This window comes from Streptomyces sp. NBC_00459, assembly GCF_036013955.1.
GTDB lineage: Bacteria > Actinomycetota > Actinomycetes > Streptomycetales > Streptomycetaceae > Streptomyces.
On record NZ_CP107903.1, the window covers coordinates 134,826 to 159,956 of the forward strand.

General features: G+C 69.1%; 19 protein-coding genes and 1 pseudogene. 7 read left to right on the plus strand and 13 right to left on the minus strand.

The genetic code is table 11. From position 1 onward, the window contains the following. Nucleotides 1-159: 159 nt before the first annotated feature. Entirely contained in the window at nt 160-879 is a 720-nt protein-coding gene (locus OHN74_RS00540; protein ID WP_327692484.1) for an ABC transporter ATP-binding protein, read from the plus strand. Then, nucleotides 876-2,885 carry an FtsX-like permease family protein gene (locus tag OHN74_RS00545; protein ID WP_327692485.1) on the plus strand — a complete coding sequence of 670 codons (2,010 nt, stop codon included), beginning with the start codon at nt 876-878 and terminating at the stop codon, nt 2,883-2,885. Before OHN74_RS00540 ends, OHN74_RS00545 begins: the two co-directional genes overlap by 4 nt. A 290-nt stretch (nt 2,886-3,175) precedes the next feature. Here OHN74_RS00545 and OHN74_RS00550 read toward each other — a convergent pair whose 3' ends face one another. Beyond that, nucleotides 3,176-3,727, minus strand: coding sequence for a snapalysin family zinc-dependent metalloprotease (locus OHN74_RS00550; protein WP_327692486.1), 552 nt, complete (start codon nt 3,725-3,727; stop codon nt 3,176-3,178). A 488-nt stretch (nt 3,728-4,215) separates the two neighbouring features. On the opposite strand from OHN74_RS00550, the gene OHN74_RS00555 reads away from it, so the two are divergent. Both OHN74_RS00555 and OHN74_RS00560 read left to right on the plus strand, forming a co-directional pair. Further along, nucleotides 4,216-4,974 carry an SDR family NAD(P)-dependent oxidoreductase gene (locus OHN74_RS00555; protein WP_327692487.1) on the plus strand — a complete coding sequence of 253 codons (759 nt, stop codon included), beginning with the start codon at nt 4,216-4,218 and terminating at the stop codon, nt 4,972-4,974. A 302-nt stretch (nt 4,975-5,276) separates the two neighbouring features. Then, nucleotides 5,277-6,842: a hypothetical protein gene (locus tag OHN74_RS00560; protein ID WP_327692488.1), complete on the plus strand. Its 1,566-nt coding sequence runs from the start codon at nt 5,277-5,279 to the stop codon at nt 6,840-6,842. 223 nt (nt 6,843-7,065) lie between these two features. Here OHN74_RS00560 and OHN74_RS00570 read toward each other — a convergent pair. The 5 genes and pseudogenes from OHN74_RS00570 to OHN74_RS00590 form a co-directional block, all read right to left on the minus strand. Beyond that, nucleotides 7,066-7,363, minus strand: a pseudogene (locus OHN74_RS00570) (IS110 family transposase); the annotation flags it as partial. 53 nt (nt 7,364-7,416) lie between these two features. Next, entirely contained in the window at nt 7,417-7,668 is a 252-nt protein-coding gene (locus tag OHN74_RS00575; protein ID WP_327692489.1) for a hypothetical protein, read from the minus strand. Between the two features lie 60 nt (nt 7,669-7,728). Next, nucleotides 7,729-8,544, minus strand: a complete 816-nt coding sequence (locus OHN74_RS00580) for an SDR family NAD(P)-dependent oxidoreductase (protein ID WP_327692490.1) — start codon at nt 8,542-8,544, stop codon at nt 7,729-7,731. Beyond that, a complete protein-coding gene (locus OHN74_RS00585) occupies nt 8,541-9,980 on the minus strand; it encodes an APC family permease (protein WP_327692491.1) in 1,440 nt (479 codons plus the stop codon). The genes OHN74_RS00580 and OHN74_RS00585 overlap by 4 nt, the downstream gene beginning before the upstream one ends. A gap of 763 nt (nt 9,981-10,743) precedes the next feature. Next, entirely contained in the window at nt 10,744-10,923 is a 180-nt protein-coding gene (locus tag OHN74_RS00590) for a hypothetical protein (protein ID WP_327692492.1), read from the minus strand. Nucleotides 10,924-11,086: 163 nt separating this feature from the next. Here OHN74_RS00590 and OHN74_RS00595 point away from each other — a divergent pair, with 163 nt between their 5' ends. Both OHN74_RS00595 and OHN74_RS00600 read left to right on the plus strand, forming a co-directional pair. Continuing rightward, a complete protein-coding gene (locus tag OHN74_RS00595) occupies nt 11,087-12,472 on the plus strand; it encodes a glutamine synthetase family protein (protein ID WP_327692493.1) in 1,386 nt (461 codons plus the stop codon). A 1,104-nt stretch (nt 12,473-13,576) separates the two neighbouring features. After that, entirely contained in the window at nt 13,577-14,464 is an 888-nt protein-coding gene (locus tag OHN74_RS00600) for a helix-turn-helix domain-containing protein (RefSeq protein ID WP_327692494.1), read from the plus strand. A gap of 31 nt (nt 14,465-14,495) precedes the next feature. Here the strand turns inward: OHN74_RS00600 and OHN74_RS00605 are convergent, their stop codons facing one another. The 6 genes from OHN74_RS00605 to OHN74_RS00630 form a co-directional block, all read right to left on the minus strand. Continuing rightward, on the minus strand, nt 14,496-14,960 hold the full coding sequence (locus OHN74_RS00605; protein WP_327692495.1) for a molybdenum cofactor biosynthesis protein MoaE: 465 nt from the start codon (nt 14,958-14,960) through the stop codon (nt 14,496-14,498). Between the two features lie 35 nt (nt 14,961-14,995). Beyond that, nucleotides 14,996-15,985, minus strand: coding sequence for a GTP 3',8-cyclase MoaA (gene moaA, locus OHN74_RS00610; protein ID WP_327692496.1), 990 nt, complete (start codon nt 15,983-15,985; stop codon nt 14,996-14,998). Between the two features lie 8 nt (nt 15,986-15,993). Then, complete coding sequence (locus OHN74_RS00615; RefSeq protein WP_327692497.1) at nt 15,994-17,148, minus strand: XdhC family protein; 1,155 nt, start codon at nt 17,146-17,148, stop codon at nt 15,994-15,996. 143 nt (nt 17,149-17,291) lie between these two features. Then, entirely contained in the window at nt 17,292-19,499 is a 2,208-nt protein-coding gene (locus OHN74_RS00620; protein WP_327692498.1) for a xanthine dehydrogenase family protein molybdopterin-binding subunit, read from the minus strand. Then, complete coding sequence (locus OHN74_RS00625; protein ID WP_327692499.1) at nt 19,496-20,476, minus strand: FAD binding domain-containing protein; 981 nt, start codon at nt 20,474-20,476, stop codon at nt 19,496-19,498. The genes OHN74_RS00620 and OHN74_RS00625 overlap by 4 nt, the downstream gene beginning before the upstream one ends. Before the next feature lie 6 nt (nt 20,477-20,482). Beyond that, on the minus strand, nt 20,483-21,136 hold the full coding sequence (locus OHN74_RS00630; protein ID WP_327692500.1) for a (2Fe-2S)-binding protein: 654 nt from the start codon (nt 21,134-21,136) through the stop codon (nt 20,483-20,485). Between the two features lie 857 nt (nt 21,137-21,993). On the opposite strand from OHN74_RS00630, the gene OHN74_RS00635 reads away from it, so the two are divergent. After that, a complete protein-coding gene (locus OHN74_RS00635) occupies nt 21,994-23,859 on the plus strand; it encodes an amidohydrolase (protein ID WP_327692501.1) in 1,866 nt (621 codons plus the stop codon). A gap of 209 nt (nt 23,860-24,068) precedes the next feature. Here the strand turns inward: OHN74_RS00635 and OHN74_RS00640 are convergent, their stop codons facing one another. Next, on the minus strand, nt 24,069-24,866 hold the full coding sequence (locus tag OHN74_RS00640) for an alpha/beta fold hydrolase (RefSeq protein WP_327692502.1): 798 nt from the start codon (nt 24,864-24,866) through the stop codon (nt 24,069-24,071). Nucleotides 24,867-25,131 lie beyond the last annotated feature (265 nt).

Consider the following 25,131-nt stretch of genomic DNA (forward strand, 5'->3'; position numbering starts at 1 on the left):
CCGCAGGATACGGAAGGGGTGCTTTCGGACGCGCTCGGCCGAATGGCTGATGTCCGGCCACAACAACCGGCCGTTCGGCCGAACGCGCCGGGCCTCACGCGCCCCGATCGTGGACGGCATGCACCTGATGACCACCGTCCTCCACGCGGAGTCCCACCGATGAACACATCCACCGTCCTGACCGGCTCCGGCCTGTTCAAGTCCTACGGCATGACCCGCGCCCTGGCAGGAGTCGACATCGACGTGATGGCCGGCGAGTCGCTGGCCGTCATGGGTCCCTCCGGTTCCGGCAAGTCCACCCTGCTGCACTGCCTTGCGGGGATCGAACGACCCGACTCCGGTGAGGTCCTGCTGGGCGGCCAACGGATCGACCAGCTGCGTGAACCGGACCGCAGCGAGCTGCGCCGCACCGCGTTCGGCTTCGTCTTCCAGTCCGGCCAACTGCTGCCGGAACTGCCCGCCGACGAGAACGTGGCCCTGCCGCTGATGCTCGACGGCACGGCGCGCCGGGCGGCCGTCGAGCAGGCCCGGCAGTGGTTCGGTCCGCTGGGCCTGCAGGGCCTGGAGGAAAGGCGTCCCGGGCAGTTGTCCGGAGGCCAGGCGCAGCGGGTGGCCATCGCCCGTGCCCTGGTCGGCCGCCCGAAGGTGATCTTCGCGGACGAGCCGACCGGCGCGCTGGACCAGGCCACCGGAATGGAGGTGATCCGTCTGCTGACGGAGGTCAGTCGCCGCCAGGGCGCCGCCCTGGTCCTGATCACCCACGACACGAACGTGGCCCGCTGGTGCGACCGCACAGTGCACGTCCGCGACGGACGGCTGGGCGGAGAACGAGCTGCGGCAGAGACCGGGATCGGCGCGAAGCAGGGGGACCCGCGATGAGGGCACTGGACCGAACCACCTGGACACTGACGTGGCGGCTCACCCGGGCCGGCGGCCGCACCGGTCTGCTCGCGACCGGGCTCGCGGTAGCGGCGGCGGTCGTGTCCACCACCTTGTTGCTGCTGTGCGTCGCGATGAATCTGGGTTTTCAGCACCGTTCGGATCGTGCCGATTGGCGAAACCCGGTGGAGTCCTCCCACCCAGCGGCCATCGAGGCGGTCGGGACGACGTTCACCCATGGTGTGCCTGTCACTGTCGTGGACGTCGCGCGGCTACCGGGTAGCACGGCTCCCGTCCCGCCCGGACTCGACCGCTTCCCCGCCCCCGGCGACCTGTGGGTCTCCCCCGCGCTCGGCGCCCTGCTCGACAGGCTGCCCGCCGACCGCCATCCGGTCCCCGGTACTCCCACCGGAACGCTGGGCCGAGCGGCACTCGTCCGCCCCGGCGAATTCGTCGCAGTGGTCGGACACCGTTCCACCGATCCGGCGGTCACCGCCGAGCGCGCGCCCGATCCGCGCCGGGAAGGCGACACTGTCTCCCCCACCCGCATCGCGTCCTTCACCGGTGCGCCGCTGACGGACGGCATGGGCGGGACGTACGAGTCCCTGGCCCGGGTCGCCACCATCCTCGTCATCGTTCCGCTGCTCGTACTGGCGGCCTCCGCCGCACGGCTGTCGGTCTCGCGCCGCGACCAACGCCTCGCCGCGCTGCGTCTGATCGGTGCCACGCCGGGCCGAGTCGCCGGGCTGACGGCTGCCGAGGCGCTGCTGACCGGAACGGCCGGTGCGCTGCTCGGTGCTGTGGGTTACGCCGTGCTGCTGCCGGCGGCGGCGAGCCTGCCGCTCGCAGGCGGCTCCTGGTACCCGGCCGACCTGTGGATCGGCGCACGATCGCTGCTCGCGGTGACTGCCGGAGTGATCGCGCTGGTCGTCATCAGCGCGCTCGCGGGACTCCGGCAGGTGGTCGTCGGCCCTCTGGGAGTGGCACGCCGCTCACGCAGCCGCAGGGCAAGCGCCGTGCGGGGCCTGGTCTTCGTGTCCGTCATCGCTGGATACGCCTTGATCAGCAAGAAGTACGGCAGCGACGACTCGATGGCGTTGTACGCGTTCGCCGCGGTCTTTCTGGCGCTGGCCGTGATCGGGCCCTGGGTGGTCCACCTGCTCGGCAGACTCGTCACCGCCCTGGCCAAGCGGCCGGCGACGCTGCTGGCGGGGCGACGGCTCCTGGACGACCCCAAGGCGGCCTGGCGGATCGTCTCCGGTCTCACCCTGGCCGGTTTCGTCGCCGGATTCTTCGCCCTGCTCGGCATGGACACCGCCACGCCGTGGGGAGGACGTCCCGACCAGCTCGCCATCGCGGCCCCGGTGCACAAGGCGGCGCAGGTGCGGGCTCAGGCCGAGCGGCGCTTGCACGCCGCCGGGGTGAGCGCCGTGGTCGGCGTGGACGACGGCTTCGTGGCCACGTCCCCCTACGACAGCCGTCAGGTCACCGCCACCGTCTCCGGCGGCCCGACCGAACTGGACCGTGCCCGCACCGCGTTGACCGGACTGACGCCTGACCAGTACCCGATCACCACCATCGATGTGAACTGGTCCGAGACCCAGCTCACCCGTGACTTCACCACCATCACCCGCGTAGTACTCGTGGTGACGTTCACGATCGCCATCACCTCGGCCGGCATCACCGCGGCCGCCGCCGTCCTGGACCGTCGCCGCACCTACGCCCTGTTGCATCTGGCGGGCACTCCGCTGCGGGTCCTGGACGCCGCCCGCAGCCGGGAGACACTCATCCCGGTCACGGTCCTGGCCGGAGGAGCCGTCGCGACAGGGCTGGTGTTCGGGGGATCAACGATGCTGACGGGCGGCAGCTCGTCGTTCGACACACATAGCATGATCGTTCTCGCCGTGTGCTGTGCCGCAGGGGTCGGCGGAATTCTCGCGGCCGGCGGCCTGAGCCGTCCCCTGCTTCGGGCGGTCACACGGCAGGCGGGAGCACGGGGAGAGTGAGTAGTACGGGGCTGAGCCCGACGACCTGGCGTCGTCCAACTCGGCACCGGTCCTCGTGCGCACGGTGTCCACCCGCGCACGTTCCGAGAGATTCCCCGTGAACCATCGGTGGGGCCAGGCGTGTGGTGCCTGGCCCCACCGATGGTTCTGCTTCAGCGAACGCACGACATCTGTGCTCGTGCGGGACTGCTCCGCGCGAGGGGCAGCCACGGGGCGACGAGGGAACGTTCTCCGGCTGCCCCGTCGTCGGGGCGGCCCAACCGCGTTCGTCGGCCCGCCGACGACAGGCTCTACCGTGCGGCGAGCCCTGACCCCCACCACGGGACCGGGTCGCCGACGTCATTGACGGCAAAGAAGTCCCTGACGCCGGCTCTCTCGGCGGCGTCAGGCTGCACGTTGAGGCAGTCGGATCCGCCCCAGGCGCCTGACATCACCTTGGAGCACGGGCTGCCCGGGCCCAGGTCGGGAAGCGACAGAATGTGGCCCAACTCGTGGACGACGATGCGAGACGGCTTGTACAACTGCGCGTCACCGACCTCCAGGTACACCCAACCGCGCCCCGCACCCTTGATGTTGACGTGGGATTGGACCCCCCTGGCCGTCTTGTACTCCATGACCCGCAGCGGCGCTGGGGTGTCCTGTTCAACAAATCTGATCGAAGGAACAGATGTGTTCCAGATCGTGATCGCCTCGCGGGCCGCGTCGGTGTAGGAGCCGGCCAGCAGAAGGTCGATGGGGATGATCTCGGGTGCCGGGTCGGCCGCGTTGACCGGCGCGCTCACTCCCAGCAGGACACCGGACGTCAGGATCGCCGTCGACAACAGGTTCAGTGCTCGGGCCATTGAGATGCCTCCATTCCATTGCCAACGGAGGCTAGAGATCTTGTGTGTGGTCCTCAACGCACCTTCCGGCCGCTTCGTTCGACGAATGGCCGGTATCAGTGATCCGCCCCTCAGGTCCGTGGCCGCCGCTCGACAAATGCGCGGAGCTGATCGCATCTGTCGGTACATCAGGCCGATCAGGCAGATGGTTCGCCCCGCGCGGCGGGAACACCGCAACCCGGTCAGCGTCGCGCAGAGGCCGGCGTGGTGGCGATCCGTCAGACCATCGCCCGAGCCCCGAATCACCCCTTGTCCGATCGGTCTCCGTTCTTGTGATGTGCGCGTCACAGCGCGCTGCGCCGGCGTCTTGAACCAGCCCGGTCTCCGGCGTATTTTTGAACGAGATTGCCATTCTCAAACTTGAGAATGGCAATTCGACGATGCCGCGATGGCACTCGAGACGGGTGTCGGCGCGGCCTGGAACTGCACAGTGAGTGGAGGCGAACAGTGTGCGGAAGCTGCAGAACAAGGTGGTCTTCGTGGCAGGTGCCGCCACCGGGCCGGGTGCCGCCTCGGCGCGGCGGCTGGCACAGGAGGACGCCAGAGCAGTCCTGGGTGACCTGAATGCCGACGGCGCCGAGGAGACCGTCGCCGACATCCGCGCCGGAGGCGATGACGCGGTCGCGCTCGAGTTCGACACCTCCGACAACGCCTCCGTCGGGCGCCTGGTCCCGACCGCGGTGGGGACGTACGGAGGACTGGACGCCGTTCATGCCAACGCAGGGGACATGGGAGCGGTACAGAAGGACACCGACGTGACCGACATCGACCTCGCGATCCGGGACCGCACCATCGCGGTCAACCTGCGCGGCCACATGCCGGTCTCCCGCCATGCCGTGCCCGAACTCATCGCCCGCGGCGACGCGATCGCCTACACCTCGTCCATTGCCTCGTTCACAGGCGATCCCCAGCGCCCGGCGAACGCCGTGACCGAGGCGGGCATCAACGCGCTCGCACGCCATGTGGCGTCACGCTGGAGCAAGGAGGGCATCCGGGCCAACGCGGTCGCGCCCGGCCCGATCCTGACACCCGAGATCGAGGAGGGCGCACCGCCGGAGACACTGCGGGCCATGCTCGCCAGAAACCGCGGCACTCGCCACGGTCGCGCCGAGGATGCGGCCGGGATGGTGACCTGCCTGGTCTCCGACGAGGGAGCACGGATCAACGGACAGGTCCTCACCGTCGACGGCGGCACCGTACTGCGCTGACACCCACACCATGTACGAGCCCACCGAGCAGTCGGCCACACCTCTCAAAGGGCCAGGCCCGCCCGGACCGATCGAGACGCTCACGGCAACATGCCTGCTCGTCTCCCACATCGAGACCGCAGTCGTCGCGAGGCTACGGCCAGTTGCATCGCGCCCACCCTCGCGAGAATTAGATTCTCCAATATCGCAATGATCATTCTCTCGCGCAAGGATCCCAAGCCTGTACCCACCGTAGGCCATCCATCCCCGCACACACCCGCGGCAAGCTGCCGCCATAGCTTCATGGACGCGAGGTTCTTCCCATGCGCACGAGCACGAGATTCCCCACCCGGCGGAGGTCACTGGCCGGAGCAGCCGCCACGCTGCTGACAGTGACAGCCGTCCAGGCCGTCGGGGCTCAGGCGGCCGAGCCCTCCGTGACGCTCTCCCCGGCCGTGGTCTCGGTCGACTTCGGCTCCAGCGAGGGCCGGCTCCCGCGCCCGGAGCGCCTGAACAACTTCGGCAATGTGACCGCGTGGCCCGACCAGCGCGCCGGCGACGCGAAGTTCCTCAACAAGCAGGGCCTGCACGGCGACATCTACCGCATCTGGCTCAGCAGCCCGAACGCACCGGACAGCATGGATGTGTTCAACGCGTGCGATCTCAGCAGCCGGCGGTGCGACCTTTCCGAGTTGGACGCCTACCTCACCGAGGCGAGTACGGTGTCCGACTCGGTGCTGATCAACCTCAACCCGACGGACTTCGTCGAGGGTAGGCGCCCGATGAAGGACCTTGAGCCGATGCTCGAACTGATCGTGCGGAGCGTCAAGGCGAAGTACCCCCGCGTCAAATACGTGGAGGCGTTCAACGAACCGGACTGGCAGTTCTACGGCCTGCAGCGCAGGCAGGGAATCCCACCGGACAGAACAACACTGCAGCCGGGTGACCTGTACCGCTTCTACGAGCCCTATTACGAGGCAGTCAGCAAGGTCAACAGGGGCCTCAGACACGCGGATCGGATCGAGCTCGGCGGGCCGGCGCTGTCCTGGCTGGACCCGAAGTGGATGAAGCCCTTCCTCGACGACTTCGCCGCCGACCGCAACCCGCGCAAGCGTCTGGACTTCCTCGCCTACCACGCGTACCTCGCCTGGGACAACGACACCTATCAGACCCCGACGATGTACAAGAGCGACCTGAGAGTGGTGGCGTCGCAGCGCACGACCCTGCTCGGCTGGCTGAAGGAGCGCCGCATCCACCAGCGCATCCCGAGCTATGTCACCGAGACGGGCATCTACCCAGGGCCGGCCTACGACGACACCGACCCGAAGCAGGACTACATCAGGCAGGCGGCCGGCATGGCCACCTACTCCTACTACTTCGCGAACCAGCCGGACACCTACATGTTCAACTGGTGCGTCCGGCACCGGGCCGAGGAGCGCAAGGACCAGCTGGTGACCCGCACCCCGAACGGGCCGCTCAACGACACCTTCACGCCCTACGGCAACACAATGCTGATGCAGTCCCGGATGAAGGACACCAGGGTGTCCGCCTCCGTATCGGGAGCGCTCGAAGGGGACAACGGCGTCTACGCGATGGCGTCGAAGGACCGGACCGGCGCCTCGCTGATGGTCTGGAACTGGCAGCACGTGGGCGACCGCAGCTACCGGGCCACCATCGACATGGCCCGGATGCCTGCGGAACTCAGGAACCGCCACGTCCGCCAACTCACCTACCGGATCGACCAGAACACCAGCAACTACTTCTCCGACCCCGCCAAGGCCGGACTCCAACTGGTCAGCAAGCAGATCGTCAGGCCCGGCAGGGCCCACACCGCCACCATCGATCTCGCGCCCAACGCGATCTACCTGATCGTCCTGGAACGCATCTGAGTCCGAAAGGCCTCTTTGCCCTGTTGGACGTCCCGCTTACCGAATGCGAGAAGGGCGGCGACAGTCGGGCCCGGCCATTCCCACAAGCGCCGTCGGCAAGGCGTGAACGCGCCGACGGCGACCGCCCCCGGCCGGGGGGCCGCTGCGAATCTCGCCTGCACCACCCGGCCGCGCTCAGGGCCTGACTGCGGGCCGCACCCACCGAATCATCCGGATCTGTGCCGAAGGCCCACTCCGGTGCGGGGCAGATGCCGACCAGCAGGTCGCGGAGCCGGTTGATCAGGCGAACCCGGGGGGGCGATCAGGTCGGCCCGGTAGTCGGTCAGGATCCGGTGGGTGGTGACCGGCTCTGGGGGCGTGTCCAGGTACTGGAAGTCCCGGGGACGCATGCGGGCCTGGTCGGCAATGACGCGGGCGTCGGTCTTGCTCTCACCCTGGTAGGCGCCGGACATGCGGTTGACCGTCCGGCCGGGCACGTAGACGACCTGCCGGCCGCGGGCGATCAGCAACGCCAGCAACAGCAATCAGTGGTCGGAGCGTCCCGGAGGACCGGACGGCCATTCTCCTTGAGCCATCAACGGCAACTCCGCATCAGCCACACCCGGTTCGCCCGGACCGCCAACATTCTTACGGACCCCGCATGGGAGATGTCGGCGGGTCCCTTGCCCATAGGCCCGGAGACACCCGCACAGCCCGCGGCGATGTTGAGGGCACCACAGCCGCGCACAGCGTCCGCGACCGCCTCCTCGTCGGTGACGTCCGCGGTGCGCCGGCGCACGACGTCGGGGAGGTGGCCCGGGACCGGCGTCCGGTCGAGCACGGTCACGCCGACGCCCTCCGTGAGGAGAGCGACGAGGGCTTTCGGCCACTGAGCCGCAGATCCATGTCAGTCCTGGTTCTCGCGGGGCCGGAGGGCGAAGTCGAAGGGCACAGCTCCCGGGTCGATCATCGTGGTGCCGCCGTCGACGGTGAGGGTGCTCCCGTTGACGTACGACGACCGGGGACCGAGCAGCCACAGCACGGCGTCGGCGATCTCCTCCGCGAGCGCGGGGCGCCGCTGTGGTACGAGGGCGGTGACCGCCTCGTACGCCTCGTCGACACCCAGGCCGAGAGGCTCGCCGAACTCGCGCATCTCCTGGTCGGCCATCTCTGTGCGGGTCCAGCCCGGGCACACCGTGTTGGCCCGTACTCCCAGTGGCCCGAACTCGGTGGCGATGGACGCCGTCAGCATCGCCGCCCCCGCCTTGGAAGCGGCGTACGCGGCCATGCCCGACGGGGCTCGCAGCCCGGCGATGGAGCCGACAGTGACGAACGCGCCACGGGAGCGGGCGAGTTCGGGAACCGCGGCGCGGGCGAGGAGGAACACTGAGGTGAGGTTGGTGCGCAGGGTGGCGTCCCAGTCCTCGTCGGAGAGGTCGAGGACACCACCGGGGCGCATGATCCCGGCGTTGGCCACGACTCCGTCGAGCCGCCCGTACTCGGCCACGACGGCGGCGACCAGGTTCTCGACGTCCGCGCGGACGGTGACGTCGGCGACGTGTGCGGTGCCTCCGCAGCCGTCGGCCACCTTCGCGAGGGCCTCGCGTCGCCTTCCGCAGACGGCGACGCGGGCTCCGGCCTCCGCCGCGCGGGCCGCGACGGCGGCACCGATGCCACTGCTTGCTCCCGCGATCAGGTACACCGGCCCCGAGTTCCCGGTCACGGCGCCTCCACCGTGCGGGACCGGACGGAGAACGCGGCGACGACCGCGATCACCGTGAAGGCGATGGCGCCGTACGTGGCGTAGATCGACGGTGCGGGCACCTTGTAGACGGCGCCGAACAGCGCGCCTCCGGTGATCACCACGCCCACGGCGGTCGCGGTCCATGCCTTGGCGGGGCTCACGTGACCCTTGAGCCCGCGCGGTGCGCCGAGGCACATCGCGAGGTAGATCGCGGCGAGACAGAAGATGCCGAAGGCGGACAGCCAGGCGTACCAGCTGAAGTAGTCGGGCAGGCCCGGGACCTCCACACTCTTGGGGAGGACCTGACTGACGAGGACGGTGAGGAGGTAGACGGCGGCCACGATCACGGTGCCGCCGATCGGGGTGCCGCGCCGTGCGCTGACCCGGGTCAGGGACTTGGGCAGCCAGCCGTCACGGGCCATGGTCAGGACACCGCGGGTCACCGCGACGGAGATACCGATGTACACGGCCAGCATGTCGAGCAGGATGACCAGTTCGACCAGACGGGCGACCCAGGTGGCGCCGAAGGCGCCCGGCGAGGCGAGGGCGACGAGCGGGGCCCCGGCGTTCTTGGCGACGGCGTCGACGCTGAAGTGGAAGCCTGCGATCTGGGCGTAGCAGCCCAGCAGGAAGAAGACCGCGGACGCGATCAGGGAGATCATGACGGCCCGCGGGATGGAGCGCTTCGGCTCGGCCGTCTCCTCGGCGAGGTTGGCGGCGGACTCGAAACCGGTGAAGAGCAGAACGCCGTAGATGACGGAGAAGGCGATGCCGCTCCACCCCTGTGCGGAGCTGGACGGTTTGAAGGCCGTCAGGCTGTTGTCCCCGCCCACTTTGACGATCAGGTAGACGAAGAACACCGTCAGAACGGCCACGGAGACGAGCGCGAGGGCGAGCTGGACTTTGACGGAGACCTGGACACCGATGTGCACGATGGCGGTGACCACGGCCAGGACGACTAGCTGCCATGCCCACACCGGCACGGCGTCGAAGCCGAACTCGGCCTTGAGGTCGTCGTAGACGGTTCCACCGATCAGCACGGCGATGCCTGCGCCGAGGACCAGGACTCCCGCGTAGTAGACGTATCCAGCGGCAGCACCAAGGCGGGCGCCGAGCCCCTCGGTCACGTAGTTGTAGAGGGAGCCGGCGGCCCGGATGCGGCGGGCGTATGCGGCGACGATCCAGCCGATGGCCAGCATGCCCACGGTGCCGAGCAGTACGGAGAGCGGAGCCGCGGCGCCCGCGCCGTTGCCGGTCGCGGTGGTGATGCCGACCAGCATCGGCAGCAGGACGGACACGGAGAAGACGGGGCCCATGAATCCGACGGACTGGGCCACGACATCGGTGAGGGACAGCGAGCCGGAGGACGCGGGCGCCTCGGATTCGGTTCTGGGCGGTGCGGTCTGGCGCGACATGGACGCTCCATCCGGGAGGGTGCGCCGACGCAGGCGTACGGCGCAGGGGACGGGAAGACAGCCAGCAGGGCCGCTTATCGTTTGGGTCCGTACAATATGGATCACGAGGCGCACAGGCAAGACGTCAGGCCACGATTGATGAATCCGCAATCGGCTTGCAGGGCAGGCTTCGACGCCTCTACTGTTTGGCCCCGAACGAACTATTCCGACGGGGCGGATCGACCAAGAGTGAAGGATCACCCGCCGCACACCGGCGAAGAGCCGCGTAAGCGGAAGGAGAGAGCCCTGACGCGGGCCCTTGCCATGACACATGACCACACCGCCCGGCCCCGCCGACGACCGCCAGCCCCAGCACGGCGTCACACTCGACGAACGCACCGTCGTCCCGGCGGAACGGCACCACGATCCGGCCGTGGAGTTCACACTTCCGGCGCCCCCCGAGTACCACCTGGCCCTGACACTCGGCCCGCCCTGGTCCGTCCACGACAGGACGACCGTCGAGCCGTGGATCGACGGCGAGTTGGAGCAGCAGCGCCTGGCGTACGCCCTGGACCTGTCCATCCTCGGGATCCGCTTCGGAGCCCCAGGCCCTGGCCGCCCTCGGCGACACCGTCGAGCGCGTCCCGCGTGCGGAGATCGACTGGATGACCGTCGAGTCCGACGCGCCGGACCTCATCCCGGCGGGGCCGTGGTTCCAGTGGCACACCGACCGGTTCACCGTCCCACCCCAGGCCGTGGAGCTCACACGGAGCCCGGCCGACCCTCAGGCGTCCCGGAGCGGGCGGGCGCTCGGCGTGCGGTCCACCCCGAGCTCACCGAGGAGACCCTCGGTCAGTGACTCAACCTCGGCGGCGCACGTCAGGCCTAGGAACACGGCCTCGACCCCGCGCAGTTGCTCGCCGAGGCCCGTGCCCGCCGGGAGGAGCCCCGACGGCGCACGCACAGCCCGGTGGACACGTTTCTGCGCTCCGCGCGATCCGTCACCCCAGAACACCCGGAGTGCACGCACGGCTGTGAACGCCCCAACGCCCGGGGAGTTCCCGACGCCCCACCCGCTTGCGCGCCGCACCACCCCATCATATTATTTGACCTCAAACGATATCTGGATGGACCGGAGGCCCCCGGTGTCCGACCGCACTCCCCCCTCTTCCGCCGAACGGATCACATACCTCGCCGCCGAGCTCTCCGACCGGGGCATCGACCTGGTCCGCGTGCTCTGGAGCGACCTGCACGGCGTGGCACGCGGCAAGGAGATTCCGACCGACGAACTCCCCCGGTTCGCCGACCACGGCGTCGCCTTCTGCCAGGCGCTGATGGTGACCGACCTCGCGGGCAACCCCCTGCACGTCCCCGAGTCGGCGGGCAGCGGCTGGCCCGACGCGGACGCCCGCATCGACCCCGACACGCTCGCCCTGCCCGGCTACGCGCCCGGAATCGCCTATCTGCTCGCCGAGGTCACGGACCCGGCGGCCCACGGGGCGCCGCTGCGCTTCGACCCGCGATCCCTCCTGCGCGGCCAGGTCGACCGGCTGACGACCCGAGGACTTCATCCGGTCGCCGCCCCCGAGCTGGAGTTCTACCTCCTACGCGAGGACCGCACCGCACCGCACGGCTGGCGACGGTATCTGGAGCGGGACACGGCCGGTTACGTCGTCGGCACCGCCTACGACCCGGACGACATGCTTCCGCTGCTCATCCGGGAATGCCGTGCCCTCGGTCTCGGCGTGCTCGCCGGCATCCAGGAGTTCAGCGGCGGGCAGTACGAGATCAACCAGGGGCACGGCCCGGCGCTGGCCGCCGCGGACAAGGCATTCCTCTTCAAGTACGCCGTGAAGGAGATCGCAGCCCGAAACGGGATGCGGGCCACCTTCATGGGCAAGCCCTTCGCCGACCGGTCGGGCAGCGGAAACCACGTGCACCTGTCGCTCACCGACGCTCAGGGCCGCAACCTGTTCGCCGACGACACCGCCGCCGACGGGCTCTCGCCGCTCGCCAAAGCCTTCCTTGCCGGGCTGTTGGAACACGCCCCCGCCCTGATGGCGGTGCTCAACCCGACCGTCAACGCCTACAAGCGCCTGGCCGCCTCCGGTTCACTGGCGCCCACCGCGGCCAACTGGGGCTACGACAACCGGCTCGCCTACGCCAGGATCCCTCCCGAACGTGGTCCCGGCGCCCGAGTCGAGGTCCGTATCGGCGACGGCGCGGGCAACCCGTACCTGACGATCGCGGCCCTCCTGGCGGCCGGGCTCGACGGCGTGGAAAACGGTCTCGTACCCCCGCCTCCCATCAGCGGCGACCGCGGAGACGAGGGAGCCCCGCTGCCGACCTCGTTCGGTGAGGCGCTGACGGCCCTCGAACAGGACAAGGTGCTCGGCGAGGCATTGGGCGACCGATTCGTGCAGGTGTTCACCGAACTGAAGCGCATGGAGCTCGCCCGCTTCGCGCAGGCCGTCACCGACTGGGAGTTCAACGAGTACTCCTGGATGCTGTGAGGACCCGAGCCGTCCAGAGACACCCACTCTCCGCATGCGACTGGTGCTCGGTGAGAACTGGACGATGACCGGCGGCCGGGCCGACCTTCACCTGCTGGTGCGTTGGGCGCACGAGGTCGAGGACGTCGGCTTGGACTCGGTGATGCTCAGCGGCACATCGCCCTGGGGCCGGACGCCGGAGCGGGCGGCGTCATGGGCAACCCCCGGGACTACGCCCTGCCGGCCAACCAGGCCCCGTACACCCCCTGGCCCAACTCCCTGATGCCGCTGCGAGGGGCCGTGCCCGGGCTTCGATCCATCACCGAAGCGGAGCAGCGCGCCTCGGCCAAGCTCGGCGGCGTTGCGATCCTGCAGATCGCGGCGGATTCGAGCCTGGTCTGCGATGACGTCGGCGTGCACAAGCGGAAGAAGCGTGAAAGCCACACCCGACGCCTCTGGCGGGTCAACCATACAAAGGGCTCACCGCGTTCCGCAGAACAACGCAGGGAAGCGATGTCCGAGAATGAAATGTCTCATTCGCTGCCTCCAGAAACATTGGCTCCGGGCCCTGGCCCGCGACAAAACTCTTGGGATCCCAGATTCCTCTTCATGGCGGCGAGTTCCAGACGAGTTGCGCGAAAGGACCGGAGCCAACACCGGGTCGGTTGGGATGTGCTCGCGCAAGGCGCGGCGGGGGAAATTCAGTTACTCATCCGACACAGGCTCAGGCTGCCCGGACCAGGCACCCTCCGCAGGCGACACGGACCCCAACTCCACGGTGGTGTAAGCTACTTGGCGTCTCCCCCAGGACGTCTGATCCGCCGTTGGATTTACACTCCCAGTCAGGGTCAGGCAACCTTCGCCAGCTTCCACTGCCGGTCGGCACCCGCCTGAGTCGAACTTCTGGATGACAAACGTGCCGTCGGCAGAACCGCCCCCCAAGGAGCCGGCGAGGAACCATATCCCGCTCACGCGAAACACTCCCGTTCGAGGTGAATTCATATTGGAGATTTCACCTCTCCACAATGCTCCATCGCTACCTGAAATTGGGCACAAAAAGAATCCCGAAGTCGATGCGGTACGCTCCGACATCAACAAGACGCGTATGACAACTGGAGGGCAGAGATGTCTTCATATGTGGCGCTTGGTGAACAAGTGGCGTCCGGACTCGACCGGCGTACCGAGTTGAAGGAGTTCCTGCGATCGCGCAGGGCCCGGCTCAGGCCAGAGGACGTGGGCCTGCCCTCGCACGGACGGCGGCGGGTTCCCGGGCTGCGGCGCGAGGAGCTGGCGCAGCTCGCGGGGGTGTCGTTCGCGTATTACACACTCCTGGAGCAGGGTTACGGCGAGACCATGTCGGCCGAGGTACTGGACTCCATCGCCCGCGCCCTGCGCCTGACCGAGGAGGAACGTGAGCATCTGATCCGGCTGGCCCAGCCCGAACGGCACAGGGCGACGCAGGCAGCATCCACGGAACAGCCACTGCGGCCCAGCCTGCAGCATCTGGTCGACACGCTCGGGGTGCCCGCCTACGTCATTGACCGGCGCCTGAACATTCTGGGGTGGAACCGACTCGCCACCGCCGTCTTCGGGGACTGGGGCAGGCTGGCGCCCGACGAGCGCAATGCGGCCAAGCTGGCCTTTCTCTCGCCCGAGGCACGCGAGAGGTTCGCCGATCCGGACAGCATTGCTCTGAGCATCGGGAAAGCCTTGCGCATGAACGCCGGCAAAAGCCCCGAGGACCCACACTTCTCCACGCTGATCCAGGAGTTGTCGCAGAAGAGCGAGGAATTCCGGGAGCTGTGGGCACGGCACGAGGTGAGCTGCGGGACCATCGGCGATGTCGTACGGATGCGGCACCCGCTGGTGGGCGAGTTCGACCTCGTCCACGAACCGATGGCCCTGCCCGGAGGCGCCCCCATGCGGCTGGCCACGTACCACGCCGAGCCTGACTCTCCCTCGGAGAAAGCCCTGCGCGTGCTGGCCAGTTGCGAGCCGGAGCCGCTGCGCTGAGGTGTGGGTCCCGCCAGGGGCTGTGCCGGCATCACGCGCTGACCCATTCATCGGTCCCGTCCGAGAACTTCTGGTGTTTCCAGATGGGCACCTCGCGCTTGAGGTCGTCGATCAGTTGCCGGCAGGCTGCGAAGGCATCCTGTCGGTGAGGACATGCGACAGCGACCACGACCGCCGTGTCTCCCACCGCGAGTTCACCGACCCGGTGCACCGCGGCGAGGGCACGCACCGGGTGGTTCGCCACGCCCTTCTCCGCGATCCGTCGCATCTCGGCGCCCGCCGTCGGATGGCACGAATAACCCAGTGCGTCAACGCCCACGCCCCCGTCATGGTTGCGTACTGTTCCGACGAACAGCGCGATTCCACCAGCCGCTTCGTCACCGACAGCCTGGAACACCTCGTCCAGGGAAAGCGGTGTCCGCCGTATCGCGAGCAGCGTGATCGGTTGCGGGTGCGGCCGCTCACCGGGGTGCTCGTGCGGTCCGTCGGCTGCCATGTCTTTGTACCTCCCTGACCTGGTCGGTCACTCGGTCAGCCCCCGATGGCTGACATGGGCCGCTCCGGCTGGACGAACGACGGGTCGTCCAGGCCCGCGCCCCTCTTCTTGCCCCACATCGCCAGCCGCCAGATGCGGGCGATCTCCTCGTCCGGCGCGCCCGAGCGCAGCGCCGCTCGCAGGTCCGTCTCCTCGGTGGCGAACAGGCAGGTGCGGACCTGGCCGTCGGCGGTCAGGCGGGTGCGGTCGCAGGCCGAACAGAACGGGCGGGTGACGGAGGCGATGACGCCGACCACATGGGGGCCGCCGTCGACCAGCCAGCGCTCCGCGGGGGCTGAGCCGCGCTTCGCCGCACCCTCGGGGGTCAGCTCGAAGCGGGTACGCAGGGAGGTGAGGATGTCTCCGGAAGTGATCATGCCGTCGCGCTTCCAGCCGTGCTGGGCGTCCAGGGGCATCTGCTCGATGAAACGCAGCTCGTAGTCGTGCTCGACCGCCCAGGCCAGCAGGTCCGGAGCTTCGTCGTCGTTGAGGCCCGGCATCAGGACCGAGTTGACCTTGACCGGGGTCAGACCCGCCTCGCGCGCGGCGTGCAGGCCCTCGACGACGTCCTGGTGACGGTCGCGGCGGGTGAGGGTCTTGAAGACCTCCGGGCGGAGGGTGTCCAGGGAGACGTTGACCCGGTCCAGGCCCGCCGCTTTCAGTGCGGACGCGGTGCGCTTGAGGCCGATGCCGTTCGTCGTCAGGGACATCCGGGGGCGGGAGGCGAGGGCGGCGACCCGCGCGACCATGCCGACGAGGCCGGGGCGCAGCAGGGGCTCGCCGCCGGTGAACCGGACCTCCGTGATGCCCAGAGCCCTGACCGCGATGTCGATCAGGCGGACGATCTCGTCGTCGTTGAGCAGGTCGGGCTTGGCCAGCCACTGCAGGCCTTCTTCGGGCATGCAGTAGGTGCAGCGCAGGTTGCAGCGGTCGGTCAGCGAGACCCTCAGGTCGGTGGCCGCCCGGCCGTATGTGTCGATGAGCACGTGCGGCCTCACACACTCAGGAGTTCGGCCGGTGATGTCATCAGGGCTGTGGGGACGGCATGGTGGATGGGACCGCGGACGCGGGACAGGGGCAGGCAGGTCCCCTTGTTGATGTGGGCGACGATCTCCGCGGTGATGGAGATCGCCGTCTCCTCGGGGGTGTGGGCACCGAGGTCCAGGCCGATCGGTGAACGCAGACGGGCGAGATGCTCCTCGGGTACGCCGGCCTCGCGCAGACGTTCCAGGCGGTGTTCGTGGGTGCGGCGGGAGCCCATCGCGCCGATGTAGCCGACCGGGAGGTCGAGAGCCGCGCGGAGCAGGGGGATGTCGAACTTGGCGTCGTGGGTGAGGACGCAGATCACGGTGCGCGCGTCGGTCTCGGTTCGTCCCAGGTAGCGGTGCGGCCAGTCGACGACGACCTCGTCCGCGTACGGAAAGCGTTCCGGGGTGGCGAAGACGGGCCGGGCGTCGCAGACGGTGACCTGGTAGCCCAGGAAGTGGCCGACCCGGCTGAGGGCCGCGGTGAAGTCGACGGCGCCGAAGATCAGCATGCGGGGCGGGGCCGCATGGGTGTGGACCAGAAGGGTCAGTTTCTCCGGGCAGGTGTCGGCGTCCCCGCCGACCTCGACGCGGCCGGTCCGTCCTGCCCGCAGCAGCGCGCTGACCTGGCCGACCACCGTCTGGTCCGTCTGCCGGGTGCCCAGTGTCCCCGTGTACGCGCTGCCGCCCCCGAGGACGGACAGGGTGCGGCCGAGGAGGCGCAGTGGCCCGTCGATCACCTGAGCCACGGCGACGGGCACGCCGGTCAGTACCTGTTCCAGGGTGGTGGTGAGGTGGGGATGCTCAGCGGGGTCGATCCGCTGGACCAGGACCTCCAGTTCGCCGCCGCAGGTGAGCCCGACGGCGAAGGCGTCGCTGTCGGAGTAGCCGAAGGAGACCCGGACGGGGGGTTCGCCGGATTCCAGGACCTGCGTGCACAGTTCGTAGACGGCGCCTTCGACGCATCCTCCGGAGATGCTGCCGACCGCGTTGCCGTCGGTGTCCACGGCAAGGGCGGTGCCGGGGGGCAGGGGTGCGCTGCCGCTGACCTGGATGATGGTGGCCAGCGCGAACGGGCGGTCCTGGCGGCACCAGCCGTACAGCGTGTCCGCGATGTTCAGCATGAGTGGCACTCCTGGGGGTGTGAGGCGCCCGCCGCCGCGCCGGCACAGGGGGGACCGGTGGCGCGGCGGCGGGCCGTTCGACGGGACGGTGCTCAGGGCTCCCCGGCCGGGGGACCGGAGAGGTTCCTTTTCTGTCCCGGGGTTCAGAACAGGGCTTCGGCGGTGATGGGCAGTTCGCGGACCCGCTTTCCGGTGGCGTGGAAGACCGCGTTGGCGATGGCAGGTGCCACGCCGACCTGCACGAGTTCCCCGAGGCTCTTCACACCGATGGGGCCGGCGTCGTAGTCCTCCCCGTCGAGGTAGACGGCCTTGAGATCGGGGATGTCGGCGTTGACGGGCACGAGGTAGTCGGCGAGGTTGGCGTTGACGATCCGCCCGTCGCGATGGTCGGTCACCGTGTGCTCCAGCAGGGCCGCACCGATACCGCCCACCATGCCGCCGACGGCCTGGCTCTCGGCGAGCTTCGGATTGATGATCCGGCCCGCGTCGTACACCCCGAGCATCCGCCGCACCCGCACCAGCCCGAGCCGGGCGTCGACAGCGACCTCGGCGAACATCGCGGCGTAGCCGTACATCGAGAACCGGCTCTCCTCCTCGGGCGTGTACGACCCGCGCGACTCCAGGTAGGCATGGTTGTTGCGGGCCAGAAGCTGCCGGTAGGTCTCCCCGCGCGTGGGGTCGCCCGTGACGTGCAGCCGACCGCCCCGGACCACGATGTCACCGGGCGCGACTCCGTGCAGCGGCGAGCCGTCGTCCGCCACCGCGAGGGCGACGGCCTGCTCACGCAGCTTGTCGCAGGTGTCCTGAACGGCGGATCCCACACTGAGCATGGTCTGCGAGGCGCCCTGAGCCGGGGCCGGCGGCATCGCGGAGTCACCCAGCTGGAAAGTGATGTCGCGTACCGCCAGGCCGAGGGCGTCTGCGGCGACCTGGGTCATGGACGTGTACGTGCCCGTGCCGATGTCATGGGTCGCGGACTGGACGACCACCGTGCCGTCCGCATCCAGCCGGGCATGCGCCTGGGCCCGTCCACGGAACACGTCGTAGCAGCCGGTGGCCACCCCGGTGCCGGTCAGCCAGTCCCCGTCACGGGTCGAGCGCGGCCTGGGATTGCGCCGCTGCCAGCCAAAGGCACGGGATCCGACACGGAAGCACTCGCGCAACCGCCGTGTCGAGAAGGGCTGCTGCGTCGAGGGATCCTCACCGGGTTCGTTGCGCAGCCGCAGCTCGATCGGGTCGACACCCAGCTTGTAAGCGAGTTCGTCCACCGCGGTCTCGATGACGAAGGCGGAACTGCTGTAACCAGGACCACGCATCCACAACGGGGTACTCACATCGAGCGGCACGATCTGGGGGTTCTGGCTGACGTTGGGCACGGCGTACAGCATCCGCCCGAGCGCCAGGTTGGCCTCCCAGAACTGCTCGTAGCGGGAGGTCTCGTACTTGAAGTCGTGGGTCATCGCGGTCAGTCGTCCCCGCCCGGTGCTCCCGACACGCAGCTTGTACTCGTAGGCGGGCCGGTAACCCACCATGAAGTACATCTGCCGGCGGGTCAGCGCGAGCTTCACCGGGCGGCCGGTCTCGCGTGCGGCGAGCGCCGCGATGGTGACATGCGGCCACGTCTTCAGGCCGCTGCCGAACGCGCCGCCGACGAACGGCGACAGGACACGCACATTCTCCAACGGGATCCCGAAGACCGCCGCGAGCTCGTTCTGCGCGCCGATCACATACTGGGTCTTGTCCCACGCGGTCAGTTTGTCGCCCTCCCATCGGGCGATGGTGGCGGGCGTCTCCATCGGATTGTGGTGGTTGCGCGCGAGCCGGTAGGTCATCTCCAACCGGACGTCCGCGGCGCCCAAAGCCGCCTGGGCGTCGCCCCGCGCGTATGGCAGGGCGAAGGGAGCGGGTCCGGCCTGGGCCGGACTGCGGGTCAGATCGGTCGACGGCCGCTCCGCGTCGTAGGAGACCCTCACCAGGCTCGCGGCGTGCTGCGCGACCTCCAGCGTGGTGGCCACCACGACCGCGACCGGCTGGCCGAAGAACCGGACGGTGTCGTCCTGGAAAACGTGCAGCCGCTCCCCCGGGAAAGCGTTGCCGATCGGGTTCCGGCGGTAGGTCAGGCTGGGCTTGTCGAGATGGCTGATGACGCCCAGGACCCCGGGGTGGGCAACGGCGGCGCGCGTGTCGATGCCGGTGATACGGCCGCGCGCGATGCTGCTGTCGACGATGACGGCGTGCACGACGCCCTCGATGTCGTGGTCGGCGGTGTACTTGGCCTGGCCGGTGACCTTCAGCCGTCCGTCCACCCGGGACAGCGGCGCTCCGACGGCTGCCTGTGGTTGCGGGCTCATTTGCCACCTCCTACGACGCGCAGCTGGCGCTCGACGGTCCGTTTCAGCAACTCGACCTTGAAACCGTTGTGTTGGAGAGGGCGTGCCCCCTCCGCCGCCTGCTCGGCGGCCTTGGTCCACAGCGCCTCGGACGGCCGCTTCCCGATGAGCTGCCGCTCCACGGCGTGCAGCTTCCACGGCACGGTGCCCACACCTCCTGCCGCCACCTTCGCCTCGCGGATCACCCCGCCGCTGACGTGCAGGGCGACGGCCGCCGAGGTGAGCGCGAACTCGTAGGACTGCCGGTCGCGCACCTTCAGATATCCCGACCTCAGCGGGCGCGGAAGGGGAGGTATCTCCACCGCTGTGATCAACTCGCCCCGGCGCAGGGCCTGTTCGCGGTTCGGTGTGCTGCCCGGCTTGAGCAGGAAGTCGGCGAAGGGCACGATGCGCTCGCCGCCCGGCCCCAGCAGGTGCACGGTCGCCTCCAGCGCCATGAAGGCCACGGCGACGTCGGAGGGGTGGGTGGCCACACATGTGTCGGAGGTGCCGAGGATCGCGTGGGCACGGTTCACACCGTGCAGAGCCGCGCAACCCGAGCCCGGCTCACGCTTGTTGCAGGCGGCGGTCACATCACGGAAGTAGGTGCACCGGGTGCGCTGCATGATGTTGCCACCGATGGTCGCCATGTTGCGCAACTGCGCCGACGCGCTCAGTTCCAGCGCCTCCGAGACGACGGGGTACAGGACGCGCACACTGCGGTGGGCGGCGGCCTCGGACATCCGTACCAGCGCACCGATGCGCAGACCGCCCCGCCGGGTGGCCGTGATCTCCCTCAGCGGCAGGCCACTGATGTCGATCAGTACCTCGGGGCGTTCGACGGTCTCACGCATCAGGTCGACCAGCGTGGTGCCACCGGCGATGTAACGCCCGCCGTCACCGCCCGCGGCAAGAGCCTCACGCGTGGTCGCGGCCTTCGTGTAGGAAAAGGGATACATCGGTCCTCACTTCCGGCCGGCGGCTTGCTCGACCGCCTGCACGATCTTCACGTAGGCGCCACAGCGGCAGATGTTGCCGCTCATGAACTCCCGGATCTCCTCCGGTGAGCCGGCGTGGCCCTCGTCGATGCAGCCGACGCCGGACATGATCTGGCCGGAGGTGCAGTAGCCGCACTGGAAGGCGTCGTGGTCGATGAACGCCTGCTGCAACGGGTGCAGTCGGTCGCCCTCGGCCAGGCCCTCGATGGTGGTGACCTCGGCGCCTTCCAGCCGGACCGCCAGGGTCAGACAGGAGTTGACCCGGCGGCCGTCGACGAGCACCGTGCACGCGCCACAGGCACCGGCGTTGCAGCCCTTCTTCGAACCGGTCAGGTCGAGGTGTTCCCGCAGCAGGTCCAGCAGAGAGGTGCGGTTGTCGACCGTGACAGTGCGGCTCCGGCCGTTGACGGTCAGGGTGACACGGCTGCTGGGCGACGCCGCGGCGGCGACGGCGGGCTCGGCGTCGAACACGGCCGGTCCCGCTGTCAGGCCGCCCGCGACCACCGCACCGCCCACGACGGTGGTCGTCGCGATGAACGCGCGTCGGGAGGGGGCCGCCGAAGACGCCTCGGGGGATCCCTCGGGGGGAACAATCGTTGACTCGGGGAGTTCGATGGACATGCCCACTCTCTCGGTCGCGCGATGGACGGGGGGGAAGTAGCAAGTCGTGCCGCGAGTGGTTGCGCCACGGAGTACGTGCAGGACCCGGGCCCCGGGGTTGCCGCCCCGGAAACGGGCAAGCGCGTCCCGGGCGGAGAACATGTCGGCGTGCGCCGGCACGTCGGTGTCCCTCAGGACGCCACCGGTCCGGTGCCGTTGCCTCGCAGGTCCCCACCGGGGTTCATCTGCGGGTACGCGGCCCAGTTGCTGATCGTGGTGACCAGCGGTTCGGCCGGCCGGGGCAGGTCACCCGCGGAACCTGGTGTCCCCTTGACCGTCGCTCTACCGGATCATCGGTGCGGCTTGGCATCCACTGTGCGGCACTCGGCGCCGGACAACGAGCGGACAGTTTTAGGACGACTCGGTTACGCACCAACGCTGTTGGTACTTACGGCAGTAGCAGGCAGAGCGGGCCGACCGTGGCCACAGGTCGTGCCACCATGGTGGCCGCACGGTTCGAGTACGGCCACCAAGTCCCACGTCGAGGACGACCGGACTGCCGTATTCGGCGCGAGTGACGCATGCCGGGGACCCAAGCAGCTTGGGGACCCCGGCATCCGCGAGAGCCTCGGCCACTCTGCCGGGAGTGCATGGCGTGCATGCCCCGCCAGCTCTCGATCAAAGTCAACAGCACGTCCACGCCGCGCGGTCCTGTCAGCAGTCGACCGGACAGCGGTCGGATGCGGGACGGACCGAACTCAGCAGCCGTGCCTACCACTTGACATATAGTTTGGGTCCAAACAATATTCGCAGTCACGAATACCGACCCGAGCACCTGTGTCCGAAACACGGGCACCGAGACGGGCTAGGAGACCGACATGAGGCACGAAGTGAACCGCCGTCAGGCGTTGCGCGGAGCAGTGGCGGCGGCCACGGGAGTGGCGGCGGCCGGAGTGCTGCCGGCAGGGGTCGCCCAGGCGGCAGGGACGGCAGGGACAAGCGCCGACCTTGTCATCCACAACGGACGCGTCCTGGTCATGGACGGCAAGAACCGCGTGGCGGAGGCGCTGGCGGTGCGTGGTGGGCGGGTGGTGGCGGTCGGCCGGGCCCGCGACGTACGGCGTCTGGTCGGCCGTCGGACGCAGGTGCTCGACGCCGCCGGCGGGACGGTGCTGCCCGGGATCAACGATTCACACCTGCACCTCAACTCGTTCGCCCTGGCCATGCCGCCGTTCACGTACGACGTGGACACAGCGACGATCGAGGACCTGGTGACCGTGGTGCGTACGGCCACCCAGGCGGCGCCGGCGCCCGGCACATGGATCCGCGGCAGGGGGTGGAACGACAACCGCCTGCCCCGCGCACCGCGGCGAACCGATCTCGACGCGGTCTCGGGCGACCACCCGGTCGTCCTCACGGACTTCTCCTTCCACGCGATGGCCGTCAACTCGGCCGCCCTGCGGCTGGCCGGCATCACTCGCGACACGGTGGCGCCGACCGGCGGCGTCATCGAGAGGGACGCCGACGGTGAGCCCACCGGTGTGCTGCGCGAGACCGCGCAGGCCCTGGTGCGCGCGGTGGTGCCCGCGTTCACCCGGGACGAGGTCTCGCGTGCCATCGACTCCGGCATCGGGCTGCTGCACGCCCAGGGGATCACCAGCCTCACCGACCCGGGCATCGACCTGGCCACGCTGGCGATCTACGCGGAGAAGGCACGGGCCGGCTCGCTCGACGTCCGACTCAACACGCTGTTGTCGGGCGGCACCGCGCCACAGCAGGTTCGCGACATCCTGGGCGCGTACCGCCCGCTGAAGGGGGTCGACGCGCGGACGCTGCGGGTCGCGGGCGTCAAAATATTCGCCGATGGCATCCCGACCGCGGCGAGGACCGCGTGGATGCATGAGCCGTACCTCGACGGAACCAACGGTGGCCTGGTCATCGAAGGCGCGACACACGCCGAACAGCTCGCGAACCTGCACGAGATGATCAGGATGGTCGTCCGCGCCGGGTTCCAGGTCGGCACACACGCGACCGGCGACGCGACGTCCGACGCGGTCGTCGACGGCTACCTGAAGGCGATGGGGACCAACTGGCGCCGCATCGACCTGCGCCACTACGTCATCCACGGCGACTTCACACCCCGGGCGACGCTGCGGACGATGGCGCGCCACGACATCGGCGCGAACATGAACGCGACCATCAAGTACCTGCTCGGCCGCACACTGGATCCCGTGATCGGCCCTGCTCGTACGGACTACGAGTTCCCGTACCGCAGCGCTCTGGACATGGGGGTGCGGGTGTCCAGCTCGTCCGACGCGCCGGTGACGTACCCGAACTGGCTCCAGGGCGTGATGGCCGCCGTGCTGCGTGAGGGCATGTTCGGTGGCATCGCGGGCGAGGCGGAACGCATCACCGTGCCCGAGGCACTGGCCACCTACACCCGTACGCCCGCATGGCAGGACAAGGCGAACAGTTGGAAGGGCACGCTGGCCGAGGGCATGGCCGCGGACGTCTGCGTGGTGGGTGGCGACGTACTGGGCGTCGACCCTCATGAGCTGATCGACCTTCCGATCACCACGACGATCGTCGGTGGTCGTGTGGTCTACGAGCGTACGGCGAGCGCCACGGCCACAGCCGCCGCGGCGGCGGCGAAAGCATCGGGGAACGAGCGTGGGCATTCCTGCCTGCAGGACGGCAAGTGCTGCTGCCGGCTGACGGAGGAGATGCGGGCCGGTCAGGTGTAGAGCCCGCCCTCTGAAACGTCGATGGTCCGCCTGTCCAGAGACAGGCGGACCATCGACGTTTCAGAGGGCGGCCCCGCGCGCTGCCCAGGGCCCAGCTGCGGACTGTCCTTGCCCAAAGTGACGCGTCGGGCGTGAGAGGGACTCACGCCCGAACCCGTGAGAGCCGGGAGGCAGGATCCTCCCGGCTCTGGGTGGGAAAGCCTGTCCGGTCAGCAGCGGGCGCCCTCGGGGAACCGCGCGCCTGCCAGGAACTGCAGCAGCTTCCGGTTGTAGACGTCGGGCTGCTCCCAGTGCGGGGAATGCCCGGCTTCGGAGAACGTGAGCAAGCAGGCGTTGGGCAGGTGCTTCAGCACCTGCCTGGTCAGCGGCGGAGGCATGTACTGATCCGCGCCGCCCGCCGTGAGCAGGGTCCTGACCCGGATGGTCTCCACCATGTCCCAGGTGATCCTGTGCGCCAGCTTCGGCGCCGGGGACCCAGTGCCGGGATGCGACCGTTTGAGGATCTCCTCCCAGTCACGGACGCCTTGCGGGTTGGCCGCGCGGTAGCTCACGCCGAGTTCCTTGAAGGAATCCGGAAGCTGGTTGAACGGGTCCGGGTGTATCCGGTTGAGGGTGTCGATAAATGCGGGTTCCTGAATGCCCATCTGACTGTTGGCGGCGACAAGGCTGAGCAGTCGCTCAGGGTAGGAGAGTGCGAAGTCCGTGGCGACGAAGCCTCCGAACGCCGTACCGACCAGGTGGAACCTGTCCAGCCCGAGGTGGTCCGCCAGCATCCGCAGATCCTCTGCCGACGGCGGGTCCTCGGGGGTCGCGGCCGAGGACTGGTAGTACCCGCGGCGGGAGTAGGCGATCACCCGGTAACCGGCCCCGGCAAGTGCGGGCTGCTGGTACTGCCATGCCAGTGCGCTGCCGCTGCCCGCGTGGTCGAGGATGACCGCCGTACCCCTACCGCCGGTGTCCCAGTACCACAGGACTCCACCGGGTACCTCGACAAAACCCTCGGTCACCGGTCGCTGCTTCGGGAGGGGCGCGGAAAGCGGATCACCGGAACCGCCTGTCGCAGCGGCGGCCGGCGTCGCCCCCAGAGCCACTTCTCCGGCCGACACGGCGACCGCGGTCGCCAACATCGCATGCTTGAGAACGGCACGTCGGGACGTGCCGTTCGTGGATTCAGCTTCTGACATCGTTTCTCACTCTTTCGGAGATGCCTTGCAGGGAGTTCGATCACGGCTGACTGGACGCCGCTCACGGGTTTGTGCGTATCTGCGGTGG